Origin of the sequence: Aureimonas sp. D3, assembly GCF_001463805.1 — a bacterium.
In the GTDB taxonomy this organism is placed as follows: domain Bacteria; phylum Pseudomonadota; class Alphaproteobacteria; order Rhizobiales; family Rhizobiaceae; genus Aureimonas; species Aureimonas ureilytica_A.
Map to the genome: position 1 here is coordinate 41,474 of NZ_BBWM01000046.1, position 12,934 is coordinate 54,407.

9 protein-coding genes and 1 pseudogene are annotated in these 12,934 nt (G+C 66.2%); 5 read left to right on the top strand and 5 right to left on the bottom strand.

Translation table 11 applies throughout. The annotated features are described in order from the left end of the window. Positions 1 to 4 precede the first annotated feature (4 nt). The 3 genes from pyrF to polA form a co-directional block, all read right to left on the bottom strand. Positions 5 to 697 carry an orotidine-5'-phosphate decarboxylase gene (gene pyrF, locus AUL36_RS13865; protein WP_062221735.1) on the bottom strand — a complete coding sequence of 231 codons (693 nt, stop codon included), beginning with the start codon at positions 695 to 697 and terminating at the stop codon, positions 5 to 7. A gap of 11 nt (positions 698 to 708) precedes the next feature. Continuing rightward, positions 709 to 1,932, bottom strand: coding sequence for a PAS domain-containing protein (locus tag AUL36_RS13870; protein WP_062221737.1), 1,224 nt, complete (start codon positions 1,930 to 1,932; stop codon positions 709 to 711). Positions 1,933 to 2,118: 186 nt separating this feature from the next. Then, positions 2,119 to 5,040, bottom strand: coding sequence for a DNA polymerase I (polA, locus tag AUL36_RS13875; RefSeq protein ID WP_062221739.1), 2,922 nt, complete (start codon positions 5,038 to 5,040; stop codon positions 2,119 to 2,121). A gap of 475 nt (positions 5,041 to 5,515) precedes the next feature. Here polA and AUL36_RS23825 point away from each other — a divergent pair, with 475 nt between their 5' ends. From AUL36_RS23825 to AUL36_RS13885, 3 genes and pseudogenes are all read left to right on the top strand, one after another. Beyond that, a complete protein-coding gene (locus AUL36_RS23825) occupies positions 5,516 to 5,689 on the top strand; it encodes a hypothetical protein (RefSeq protein WP_156418388.1) in 174 nt (57 codons plus the stop codon). 96 nt (positions 5,690 to 5,785) lie between these two features. Next, positions 5,786 to 7,180 (top strand): dipeptidase, encoded by a 1,395-nt coding sequence (locus AUL36_RS13880; RefSeq protein WP_062221741.1) that lies wholly within the window; start codon positions 5,786 to 5,788, stop codon positions 7,178 to 7,180. Positions 7,181 to 7,191: 11 nt separating this feature from the next. After that, positions 7,192 to 7,547, top strand: a pseudogene (locus tag AUL36_RS13885) (cupin domain-containing protein). A gap of 42 nt (positions 7,548 to 7,589) precedes the next feature. Here the strand turns inward: AUL36_RS13885 and AUL36_RS13890 are convergent. Both AUL36_RS13890 and AUL36_RS13895 read right to left on the bottom strand, forming a co-directional pair. Then, positions 7,590 to 7,937, bottom strand: coding sequence for an ArsC family reductase (locus AUL36_RS13890; protein WP_062221743.1), 348 nt, complete (start codon positions 7,935 to 7,937; stop codon positions 7,590 to 7,592). A 60-nt stretch (positions 7,938 to 7,997) separates the two neighbouring features. After that, complete coding sequence (locus AUL36_RS13895; RefSeq protein WP_062221745.1) at positions 7,998 to 8,963, bottom strand: Bug family tripartite tricarboxylate transporter substrate binding protein; 966 nt, start codon at positions 8,961 to 8,963, stop codon at positions 7,998 to 8,000. A gap of 252 nt (positions 8,964 to 9,215) precedes the next feature. Here AUL36_RS13895 and AUL36_RS13900 point away from each other — a divergent pair, with 252 nt between their 5' ends. Both AUL36_RS13900 and AUL36_RS13905 read left to right on the top strand, forming a co-directional pair. Beyond that, the gene (locus AUL36_RS13900; protein WP_058601109.1) at positions 9,216 to 10,049 is read left to right on the top strand and encodes a MipA/OmpV family protein; all 834 of its coding nucleotides are present in this window, start codon (positions 9,216 to 9,218) and stop codon (positions 10,047 to 10,049) included. A gap of 299 nt (positions 10,050 to 10,348) precedes the next feature. Next, on the top strand, positions 10,349 to 12,934 hold a 2,586-nt coding region (locus tag AUL36_RS13905), incomplete at its 3' end, for a transglycosylase domain-containing protein (RefSeq protein ID WP_062221747.1).

The window sequence follows — 12,934 nt, forward strand, 5'->3', positions numbered from 1 at the left end:
CCCGTCAGACGCCCGCCATTTCCGACAGGATGGCTTGCGCGGCAGCGCGCGGGTCGGGCGCGGCGATGATCGGGCGGGCGACGACGAGATGCGAGGCCCCCGCGCGCAAGGCATCGGCCGGCGTCACGACGCGCTTCTGGTCGCCCGCATCCGCGCCGGCCGGGCGGATGCCGGGCGTGACCACGGCCATATCGGTGCCGATCAGTTTGCGCAGCGCGGCCGCTTCGGCGGCCGAGGCGACGATGCCGCCGAGCCCGGCGTCGCGCGCTTGGGTCCCACGGCGCATCACCAGATCTTCCACGCTCATCTCGATACCGGCCTCGCGCAGATCGTCCTGCCCCAGCGATGTCATCACCGTGACGCCGAGGACGCAGAGCGGACTGCCGGAAGCGCCTGCCGCTGCGGCGCGCATCACCTGCGGATAGGCATGGACGGTCGTCATCGTCACGCCCATGGCGGCGATGTTGGCGACACCCTTTTCCACCGTATTGGCGATGTCGTGGAGCTTGAGGTCCAGAAAGACCTTCTTGCCCATGCGCACCAACTCGGCGGCGAGCGGCAGGCCGCCGGAATAGCCGAGCTGATAGCCGATCTTGTAGAAGGAAACCGTATCGCCCAGCGCATCCACGAGGGCTTCGGCCTCGGCGCGTCCGGTGATGTCGAGACCGACGATCAGGCGATCGTCGGCGGGAAGGATGGCGTCATGGCTCAGGATGGGGACTCCCGTGGAATATCGACGGTGACGGTGGTGCCGCTCGTGTGGGAACTGACATCGATTCGGGCGTCGAGCCCGCGCACCAGCGATACCACGATTCGCCCGCCGAGACCGCCGCGCGGTCCGCCGTTTTCCTTCTGCCCTTCACCGTCGCTGGCTTTCGGTCGAACGCTACCGCCCGTCGCCTCGGCCAGACTCGTGGCGACCTCGCGCGCCATGTCTCCGTCGACGGACAGCGCCACAGCCTCGTCCACCCGCTGGCTGGTGCGCGCCTTGTCGGCCTCGCCATAGGGCCAGCGCGCCTCGCGCGGCAGGCCGATGCCGTCGTCGGTCACGGTGAGGCGAATGACGCCAGAGGAGAGCATCTTCAGCCGCGCCTCCACCAGCCCCTCGTCCCGCCCCTTGAAGGCGTGTTTCAAGGCGTTGGTCAGAAGCTCGGAGAAGAGCAGGCCAACTCGGGCCGCACGCTCCACGCTAATGTCGATCGCATCGCAATCGACATTGACGCGCACCGAGCGCCGCCCGTCGAGATAGCCGATCGTGGACGCGATGCGGCTGATATAGGCGCCAAGCGGAATGCGCTGCGAGCGCGTCGAGCCGACGCCCGACTCCGTCATCTCCTGATACAGAAGCTGGAGGCTCTCGATGCGCCTCGCCAGCGTGTCGAAGGCCTCGGTGCTCGTATGGGCGCGCGACTGCATCCGGATCATGCCGATGATCATCGCCAGATGGTTCTTGACCCGGTGCTGGATCTCGCCGAGCGCGGCATCGCCCTTCACGAGGCCGGTTTCGACATGGACGTCCTCCTGCGCGTTCGCGCCACCAGACAGGTCGCGCTGCACACCGAGGAAGCATTGAAGCTGGCCGCCCGCATCGTAGAGCGGCGTGATCATCAGCCGGTTCAGGAAGGTCGTGCCATCGGCCCGGTAGTTTAGAATGTCGATCGTGATGTCGCGCTCTTCGCGCAAAGCCGCGCCGATCAGCCCGGCGGCGTTGGGGTCGGTGTCCGGCCCTTGCAAAAAGCGGCAATTGCGCCCGACCACGGCCTCCACCGTATAGCGAGAGATGCGCGCGAAGGCTTGGTTGGCATAGACGATCGGGTTGTCGGGCAGATGCGGATTGGTGAGAACAAGCGCCAGCGGAAGCTTCGCCAGAGCGGCCGTCGTCATCCCGTCGGGCATGCCGGCGGTACTGGTCTCGGTTTCTGGTCGATCCATGCCGTGTCCTTGAGCGCCGCGAAAGGGCAGCGCGTTGAAAGGGAATATCGCGCCCTCTAACGAGTTCAAGCCCGGCTTGGTTCTCCCTTTGTGCCCACCAAAACCCATCCCGTTCAAATGATTGGGCTTTTCAGAATCTTGTGATGATATGTCGCGGACGATGGAAACGAAGCTTTGACCAGTTCGTCAGTGCGCCTCGTCCCAATTGGCCGCCGCCCGGGCCTCGACCACGAGGGGCACGGCAAGATCGACGACCGGCTCGGCCGCCTTTTCCATGACATGGCGAACGACCGGGATCGTCGCCTCCACCTCCTCGTCCGGCACTTCGAAGACGAGTTCGTCATGCACTTGCAGGAGCATGCGGGCCGACAGGCGCTCGGCCTTCAAGGCGTCTTCCATGCGCACCATGGCGCGGCGGATGATGTCGGCGGCCGAACCCTGGATCGGCGCGTTGATGGCGGCGCGCTCGACGGCCGCGCGCACCTGCGGGTTGGAGGAGCGGATGTCGGGATAATGCGCGCGCCGGCCGAACAGCGTCTCGACATAACCGGCCTCCTTCGCGAAGGCCTTCACGCGGTCCATATAGTCCCGGATGCCGGGGAAGCGCTCGAAATAGCGCTTGATATAGGAGGCCGCCTCGCCCTGCGGGATCGAAAGCTGGGCCGCGAGGCCGAAGGCCGAGATGCCGTAGACGATGCCGAAATTGATGGCCTTGGCCCGCCGGCGCACCTCGGAGGGCATGCCCTCGACCGGCACGCCGAACATCTCGGACGCCGTGGTCGCGTGAATGTCCTGTCCCTGCCGGAAGGCCTCCGTCAGCTGCGGAATGTCGGCCATATGGGCCAGCAGGCGAAGCTCGATCTGTGAGTAGTCGGCCGAGAGTAGCTTGTGGCCATCGGGCGCGACGAAGGCGGTGCGGATTTCGCGCCCTTCCTGCGTGCGCACCGGAATGTTCTGAAGGTTCGGCTCCGACGAGGACAGACGCCCCGTCGTGGTCGAGGCCATGGAATAGGACGTGTGGATGCGGTCCGCCTCGTCCATGTAGGTCGGCAGCGCGTCCGTATAGGTGCCCTTCAGCTTGGTGATCTGGCGCCAGTCCACGATGCGACGGGGCAGTTCGTGCCCTTGGGCAGCGAGGTCTTCCAGAAGGCGCGCGTCGGTCGCCCACTGGCCGGTCTTGGTTTTCTTGCCGCCGGGCAGGCCGAGCTTACCGAAGAGAACCTCGCCCAGTTGCTTGGGGCTGCCGACATTGAAGGGCTCGCCGGCCAGAATGTGAATGTCGGCCTCCAGCCCCGCCGCCTTCTGCGCGAAGCGGCCCGACAGGCGCGACAGGATCTGCCGGTCGGCGCGAATGCCGCGCTCTTCCATGCGCGCCAGCACCGGCACCAGCGGGCGCTCCAGCCGCTCGTAGACCGCACTCATGCCTTCGGCCACGAGGCGCGGCTTGAGCACGCGCCACAGGCGCAGCGTCACGTCGGCGTCCTCGGCGGCGTATTCCGTCACCTTGTCGATCGGGCAGGCGGCGATCGGTTTCGCGCCCTTTCCGGTGCCGCAGAGATCCTTGTAGGAGATCGGCTTGTGCCCGAGGAAGCGCTCGGACAATTCGTCCATGCCGTGCCCTTCGAGCGAGGACGAGGCGTCGAGCACGTAGGAAATCAGCATCGTATCGTCCATCGGGGCGATGTCGATGCCATGGCGCAGCATGACGAGGTAATCGTATTTGGTGTTCTGGCCGATCTTCAGGATCGACGGGTCGGTGAGAACCGGCTTCAGGAGATCGAGCACGCGCCCGAGCGGCAGCTGCACGCCGACGCTATCCGCCGCCTCGCCGCCCGACAGGAGATCGCCGCTGCCCTCCCCGATATGGCCGATCGGCACATAGGCCGCCTCACCCGGCGCGACGGCAAAGGACAGACCCACGAGGTCCGCCCGCATGGCGTCGAGCGAGGTGGTTTCGGTGTCGAAGGCCAGAAGCCCCGTGTCATAGGCTCTGACGATCCAGGCTTCGAGGCGAGCCTCGTCGCGGATCGTCTCGTAGCGCGAACGATCGACCGGCGTGGACGCGGCCTCCGACAGGCGCTCGGCGGCGAGCCCGGCCGGGGTCAGCGGCATCGCTCCCCCCTCGCCCGTCGGCGCAGCTTCGGTGCCGGCGTCGAGATCGGGGCCGCGCGGCGCGTCGGAAATCGTCACCGGGGCGGGTGCGACCTCGCTGGCATCGGTGCCGAGCTTGGCCGCCACGCGCCGCGTCAGCGTAGTGAACTCCATCGCCTTCAGGTAGGCGACCAGCTTTTCGCCGTCCGGCTCGTGGATGAAGAGATCGTCCAGCGAGGTGTCGAGCGGCGTGTTCTGGTCGAGCGTCACGAGCTGCTTCGACAGGCGCGCCTGATCGGCATGGGCGAGAATGTTCTCGCGGCGCTTGGCCTGCTTGATTTCACCCGCGCGCTCCAGCAGCGCTTCCAGCGTACCGAAGGTTTCCAGAAGCTCGGCGGCGGTCTTGGGGCCGATGCCGGGCACGCCGGGCACATTGTCCGATGTGTCGCCGACCAGCGCCTGAAGGTCGATCATCTTCTCGGGATAGACGCCGAACTTTTCGCGCACGTCCTCGGGGCCGAGGCGCTTGTCCTTCATCTGGTCGTAGAGGATGACGCTCGGGCCCACGAGTTGCATCAGATCCTTGTCGGAGGAGACGATCGTGACGTCCCCGCCCGCCTCGACGGCAAGGCGCGTATAGGTCGCGATCAGATCGTCCGCCTCGAAGCCTTCCTTTTCGATGCAGGGCAGGTCGAAGGCGCGCACGGCCTCGCGAATCAGCGAGAATTGCGGGCGGAGGTCCTCGGGCGGCGGCGGCCGATGCGCCTTGTAGCCATCGTAGAGGGCGTTGCGGAATGTGGTCGAGGAATGGTCGAAGATCACGGCGAAATGGGTCGGGCAGACGCCGACCGAGGTGTCGCGCGATTCCTCCACCAGCTTCCATAGCATGTTGCAGAAGCCGGACACGGCACCGACGGGCAGCCCATCGGACTTGCGCGTCAGCGGCGGCAGCGCATGATAGGCTCGGAAGATGTAAGCCGAACCATCGACGAGGAAGAGGTGATCGCCCTTTTGCATGGGTCAGGTGGTATCGCGCGCCGCGCGGCCTGTCCATCGCGCCACTTTGCTGTCCGCCGTCACCGGGTCGGCAATCCCTCCAAACCCACATGCTTCGGGCTTGCGGCCAGGGATCATCGCCGAAGCTCCCTAGGAGAAAGCAAGGTCGGCTTCGGGTCCAACAGGAATTACAAATGTTTAATTGCAAGATCACGCTTTCGTGATCATACGGCCTTGAACAGAAACGGCCTAAGGCGCATTTTATCACCAACGGCGCACGACAGCGCCGCTTTCGGCCCCAAAGCTCGTCCCCCGCTTTTGTGCCGAACTCAGAGCGGAATGTCCCCATCCCCCCTCTCGGGACTCCGCTCTATCAGAAGGAGCCGTCGCGACACCCCCCCTCCAGTCCGCGACGGCTCTTCTTCTGTTTGACACCTTCCTAAATTATGATCGCACCTCGATCCGGCCACGATGGCTGGCAGCTTGGGCTGGGCTCATGACGAAGAAGAAGCAGTTGACGGCTCTCTACTGGATGGGGTTCGCTTTTCTGATCGTGCTTGCTGGTGTGCTCTGGGATGGGCTGCATGGCGATTGGAACTGGCATAGCGGGCTCACCCTCGCGATCATCCTTGTGAATGCCGAGATTCTCCGCCGCAGGCCGACGCAGTAGTCTTTGCCGCCTTTCCCTTTGCGGCTCGCGCCCCGAGGCGCTATGCCCGTTCGATCCCGGCGGCGCGACGCGCCGTCACGATCAGCGGAGGGCCTCATGGCCGGTCTCGACAGCGTTCTCTCCTGTCTCGATCTCAATCTCGACCGCTCGGTGGATCGCCTGTTCGATCTCCTGCGCATCCCCTCGATCTCCACCGACCCGGCCTATGCGAGCGACTGCCGGCGCGCGGCGGATTGGCTCCAGAAGGATCTGGCCGCGATCGGCTTCGACGCCTCCGTGCGCGAGACACCGGGGCATCCGATGGTGGTCGCCCATCGCAAGGGGCCGGAGGGTGCGCCCCATGTTCTCTTCTACGGCCATTACGACGTGCAGCCCGTCGATCCATTGCCGCTCTGGGACAATGATCCGTTCGACCCCCGGCGCGTCACCATGCCGGATGGCACCGAGCGCCTGACCGGGCGCGGCACGGCGGACGACAAGGGCCAGTTGATGACCTTCGTGGAGGCCTGCCGCGCCTTCATCGCCGAAACGGGCTCGCTGCCGGTCACGGTCACCATCTTCCTCGAGGGCGAGGAAGAATCCGGCTCGCCTTCGCTCCTGCCCTTCCTCGACGCCAACCGCGAGGAACTCTCGGCCGACGTCGCGCTGATCTGCGACACCAATATGTGGGACCGCGAAACGCCCGCGATCTCGACCGGCCTGCGCGGTCTCGTCGGCGAGCAGCTGACGATCCGCGCCGCCTCCATGGACCTGCATTCGGGCTATTTCGGCGGGGCGGCGGCCAATCCGATCCACGTGCTCGCCAAAATCCTGGCCGATCTTCACGACGCGGACGGGCGTGTGACGCTGCCGGGCTTCTATGACGGCGTACCGGAACTGCCCGAGGAGGTCCGCGCCTCCTGGGCGACGCTCCCCTTCTCCGAAAAGGAGTTCCTCGGCTCGGTCGGCCTGTCGGTGCCCTCGGGTGAAAAGGGTCGCTCGGTTCTGGAGCAGACGTGGTCGCGCCCCACGGCGGAGGTCAACGGCATCGAGGGCGGCTATACCGGCAAGGGCTTCAAGACCGTGATCGCGGCCGAGGCCCATGCCAAGGTCTCGTTCCGCCTCGTCTTCGATCAGGATCCGGCCAAGATCAGAGAGAGCTTCCGCGCCTTCGTGCAGGAGCGCCTGCCGGCGGACTGCACGGCCGAGTTCCACGAGCATGGCGGCTCGCCAGCCATTCAGCTGCCCTTCGATTCGCCGGTTCTGCGCACGGCGCGCGAGGCGCTCTCGGCCGAATGGCCCAAGCCTGCCGTGATGATCGGCATGGGCGGCTCGATCCCTGTGGTCGGCGAGTTCAAGCGGCGCCTCGGCATGCCCTCGCTTCTCATCGGCTTCGGCCTTGGCGACGACCGCATCCATTCGCCCAACGAGAAATACGAGATGAGTTCCTTCGCCAAGGGCCAGCGCTCTTGGGCGCGCGTCTTGGCGGCGCTCGGCGAAAAGGGCGCGTAAACCCCGAGCCCGTGAAACGGGAATTCGTCGATCTCGCCAGCAAGCTCGCCAGTTTCGGCGAGCATGGGTCGCCGCGTGTCGTGGCCGGCTTCAACGGCCATGACGTTATGGTGGTGAAGGTGCAGGGCGAATTCGTCTGGCATTCGCATCCCAGACGGACGATTTCTTCTTCGTCCTCAAGGGGCGGCTGACCATCCGAATGCGCGAAGGCGACGTGACGCTCCTGCCGGGCCAGCTTTTCGTGGTGCCCCAGGGCGTCAAGCATTGCCCCGTGGCGGAGGAGGAAACCCATCTCCTTCTGATCGAGCCCGCCGGCACGCCCAACACGGGCGATCCCGCAACGGCCGCGACCAAACACGCGATCTGACAGCGAGCGGGCGTGCGGCCAACACCGCTCGCCCGTCTCGTCTCAGCCGAAGAGCTGAGCGTAGTCTTCGGGCTTGAAACCGACGGTGATCGTGTCGCCCCGCTGCAGAACCGGGCGTTTGATCATGGAAGGCTGGGCCTTCATCAGCACGATGGCCTTCTCGCGCGACAGGTCCGCCCGCTCGGCTTCGGGCAGCTTGCGGAAGGTCGTGCCGGCGCGGTTGAGGACATTCTCCCAGCCCACCTGATCGCACCAGTCTTCAAGCTGAGCTTCCGTCACGCCATCCGTCTTGAAGTCGTGAAAGGCGTACTCGACGCCCTTGGCCTCCAGCCAGAGGCGCGCCTTCTTCACCGTGTCGCAGTTGCGGATGCCGTGGAGCGTGACCGTCATGAGCGTTCCCTTAAAATGGCAGGCGGCCCAAATCGCCGCCCGCCTTTTCGGGAACGGGTCTTACTCGATCCGCGCGCCCGATGCCTCGATCACCGGCTTCCAGCGGGCGATTTCGGTCTTGACGTGTTCGGCAAGCTTTTCGGGCGAACCGCCGACTTCGGTCGCGCCGACCTCCGCCAAACGCTTGGCCACCGCCTCATCCTTCAAGGCCGCGTTGGCGGCTTCGTTGAGCTTGGCGACGACGTTTGGAGGCGTACCGGCTGGCGCGAAGAGCGCGTTCCAGGTGTTGGTCTCGTAGCCGGGAACGCCGGCCTCCTCCATCGTGGGAATATCGGGGAAGTTCGGCGCGCGGGTCTTGGTGGTGATGGCGAGCGCGCGCAGCGTGCCGGCGCGGATATGCTCGGTGGACGAGGGCAGATTGTCGAAATTGATCGGTACCGCGCCCGAGATCGCGTCCACCAGCGCCGGGCCGGAGCCCTGATAGGGCACATGCACCATGTCCACGCCCGCCATGGATTTGAACAGTTCGCCCGAGAGATGCAGCGGCGTGCCGTTGCCGGACGAGGAGTAAAGCTCTTCGCCGGGCTTTTCCTTCAGCCGCGCGATCAGCTCCTTCACGTCCTTGGCCGGATAGTCCTTATTGACGGTCAGGACGTTCGGCACCGTGACGAGCCAGGCGACGGGCGTGAAATCCTTCACCGGGTCGAAGGGCGGCTTGGCGTAGAGCGAGGCCGACAGCGCGTGGGTCGCGATCGTGCCCATCAGGATCGTGTAGCCGTCCGGCGCGGCCTTGGCGACGAAGCTCGCGCCCAGATTGCCGCCGGCGCCGCCCTTGTTATCCACAAGGACCTGCTGTCTGAGATGCGTGCTCATGGCCTGCGCCACCGTGCGCGCCACGAGATCGGTCGAGCCGCCCGCCGCAAAGGGCACGACCAGCGTCACCGGCTTGGACGGAAAATCCTGTGCCCAGACGGGCGCGGCGGTAAAGGTCGCGACAAGGGCCGCGACGACGAAGCTGGCTTTCATGATTCCTCCCAGAACCCTGAGCCTCCCGGCAGGGGCGCTCCAGCGAAGAGGATCAACAGGGCCATAGGCGCGCAAGTACCGGGACGGAACCACACGCAAACGTGAGCGAGGCGCAATTGTGTCTTCGAGGTAACGACCGCACCACCGAATGCACCGTACGCGATCCATTCGCTTGAAAGACGGGTTAGCCAGGCAAGAATTGGGCTAATGATAGCGACAAAGCGGATCCGTCCGCACCCGGAGAAGTCTTTCGTGTCTCAGCGTCTTGCCTCGACCCTACTTGCCGTTACGCTCGGCCTGCTCGCCTCGGCCGCCTCCGCGGCCGACTACGGCACCCCCGATACGAGCGCCGTCGCCGTCGCCAACAATTCGGACCTGATCATCGAGCTGGGCGCGGGCGTGTCCACGCAGCCCGCCTATGAAGGTGCCAAGGACTACATCGTTTCGGGCTTCCCGATCGTCTCGCTGCAGTATCTGAACCTGCCGGGCTTGTTCGAGATCGGCTCGCGCGAGGAGACGAACGGCGGCTTCAAGCTGGCCCCCTCGTTCCGCTTCATCGACAAGCGCAACGCGGCCGACTATCCCGAGTTGCGCGGCACGCGCGCGCTGGACGAGACCTATCAGGTCGGTCTGCGCGCCGGCTATGAATTCCCGATCTACGAGACGTTCAACGCCGAAATCTACGGCGAAGCGCGCTATGCCTTCGGCGAGGCGGACGGGTTCGTCGGCAATGCCGGCGTCGATTTCATCTCGCGCCCGACCAAGGCGTGGGAGCTGAAGCTCGGCCCCACCACGAGCTTTGCCGACAGCAACTACATGAGCACCTATTTCTCGGTCACGCCGATCGAGAGCCTCGCCTCCTTCGGCCGCCTGTCGGCCTATGAGGCCGATGGCGGCTTCAAGACGGTCGGCGTGCGCGGCTCGGCCCGCTATGAGTTCCGCCCCAACTGGTTCATCAACGCCAATGCCGCCTATGAGCGCATGGTGGGCGACGCCAAGGATTCGCCGATCGTGAAGGTCGGCTCGGAAGACCAGTTCTTCGCCGGCATCGGCCTGTCGCACCGCTTCTCGCTCGACCTGTTCTGAGCGACGCCTTCCGAACATGACAAGCAGGCCCGGCCGGAGCGATCCAGCCGGGCCTCTTGCGTTTGGGGCTGCGCGCCGTTCACACCCTGGCAGCTTTCCTTAAGACCCCGTTAAATCGCCGCATTTAGGCTGGACATGCGGTGGCCTTGCCATGCGCGCCTTCGACCCCGCGCCATGGTTCCAAAGGGTTCAGACGGGGTTCAGACGCCTCATGCCATTGCAAGGTCGGCGGACCTCGCGCATGGACAGGCCATGCCGTGCGCTGCACGCGCTGCGAGATCGAAACAAAAGGGGTGCGGATGGCCTGGCGCAAGAACGAGCGGATCGAGCCGACCTTCGGCGGCGACGTCGAACCGGACGAAAGCGAAATTCGCGTCTCCGCCGACGACCGCGCCGTGGTGGCTTCGAACGAGCGTCGCGCAGGCGGCGGGCGACGCGCTGCCCGCGACATCGACGGGCGCGCCACGCGCCGCGACACCAACTCGCGTGATCTCGGCAGCGGCGGGCGCGGCGGCGGTGGCTCCGGGCGCGGCGGCAAGGGTGGCGGCACCGGCGACGGCGGCGGCATGGGTGGCTTTTTCGGTCGCCGTCCGCGCAAGCGGCGCTCGCTGATCGGCCACACGATCCGGCTTTGCTTTCTTCTGGCCTTCTGGGGCGGGCTCGCGGGCCTGGCCGTGATCGGCTATTTCGCCATCAAGCTGCCGCAGGAAGCCTGGGCCATTCCCGCCCGGCCGCCCAACGTCAAGATCGTCTCGGTTTCGGGCGAGCTTCTGGCCGACCGGGGCACCACGGGCGGCGAAGCGGTCGCGCTCGACCGGATCAGCCCCTATGTGCCGCAAGCCGTCATGGCGATCGAGGACCGGCGCTTTTATTCGCATTACGGCGTCGACCCGATCGGTATTCTGCGGGCCTTTTCGCAGAACATGGCGGCGGGCGACACCGTGCAGGGCGGCTCGACGCTGACCCAGCAGCTGGCCAAGAACATCTTCCTGACGCCCGACCAGACGCTCCAGCGCAAGGTGCAGGAAGCCATTCTGGCGCTCTGGCTGGAGCACAAGTTCACCAAGGATCAGATCCTGGAAATGTACCTGAACCGGGTCTATTTCGGCTCGGGCGCGACGGGCATCCAGGCGGCGGCGCGGCGCTACTATGACAAGAACGCCGACGAACTGACCCTGATCGAGTCGGCCACCATCGCCGGCCTTCTGAAGGCGCCCTCGCGCCTGTCGCCGGCGCGCGATCCGCAGGCGGCGCGCGCGCGCGCCGAGGTCGTGCTTCAGGCCATGGTGGACGAGGGCATGATCACCAAGGCCGAGGCGGACGCCGCCAAGGCCGCCAAGCCCACCAAGCCCAAGAGCTTCTGGACCGGCGCGCAGCACTACGCCGCCGACATGGTGATGCGCGATCTCCCGCTCTTGGTCGGCGGCGAGATCAAGGAAGATGTCGTGGTGCAGACCACGATCGACCTCAATCTGGAGAAGAAGGCCGAGCAGGCCATCGCCAAGACGATCGACCGCGCCAACCAGAACGTGTCGCAGGGCGCGCTCGTCTCGGTGGACGGCACGGGCGCGATCCGCGCCATCGTCGGCGGGCGCGACTATGCGACCTCGCAGTTCAACCGCGCGGTGGACGCCAAGCGCCAGCCGGGCTCGTCCTTCAAGCCCTTCGTCTACGAGACGGCGCTGGAGCACGGCTACCGGCCGGAGACCATCGTCAATGACGGGCCTGTGCGCATCGGCAACTGGACGCCCTCCAACTACGACAACAAGTTTCGCGGCGAGGTCAGCATGGCCGATGCCGTCGCCAAATCGCTGAACACGGTCGCCGCCAAGCTGACGGCGGATCTCGGGCCGCAGACGGTGATCGCCACCGCCAAGCGCATGGGCATCCAGTCGCCGCTGGTGGACAATGCCACGCTCGGCCTCGGCACGTCGGAAGTCTCGCTTCTGGAGCTGACGGGGGCTTACGCGCCCTTCGCCAATGGCGGCTATCTGGCAACGCCTCATCTCGTGAACCGCGTCACCACGTCGTCCGGCAAGGTGCTCTACGAGCGTGACGACGCGGTGCCGCCCGTGATCGTCGGGCAAGACGTGGTGGGCATGATGAACGCCATGCTGACGCGCGTCGTCACCTCGGGCACCGGCCGTCGCGCGTCCTTCCCCGGCTGGCAGATCGCCGGCAAGAGCGGCACGACGCAGGATTTCAAGGACGCCTGGTTCATCGGCTACACGTCGAATCTGACCACCGGCGTCTGGCTCGGCAACGACAATGGCAAGCCGATGCGCCAGGTGACGGGCGGCTCGCTGCCGGCCGACGCCTGGAAGGATTATATGGTGGCCGCGCATGAGGGCCTGCCCGCCGTGCCGCTGCCCGGCCATTACCGGATCGGCGACCCCGCGAATATTCCGGTGGCGAGCGCGCAGCCGAACGGCGCGATCATCGGCTATGACGCGGGCGGCAACCCGGTCTACGAGAACACCGAACTGCCGGCCGGCGGCACCGATCCTTACGGCCAGACCGTGCCGGGCGAGCCCACCGCCATCGCGCCGCCCGCCGAGGACCCGGCGCAGGCGCCCTCCCCCGAGGGCACCTACCAGGACGCGCCCGTGGCGGCGCGCGAGCCGACGCCGGCCGTGCGCGACATGCCGCGTTACCGCGAAACTCCGAACTATCGTGAAACGCCGAACTATCGCGAAACGCCCCGTCAGCAGCCGCGCCACGATCAGGGCCAGGGTCTCGGCGGCGAGGACCGGGGCTATGCCAGCCGGCCGGAACAGGACCTGCCGACCCGCGACGCCTACGGCGCTCGGCCCGCTGGCCGCGATCCCTATGGCGACCCGTATGCCGATCCCTATGGCGACGACCAGTATGGCGGGCCGCCACCC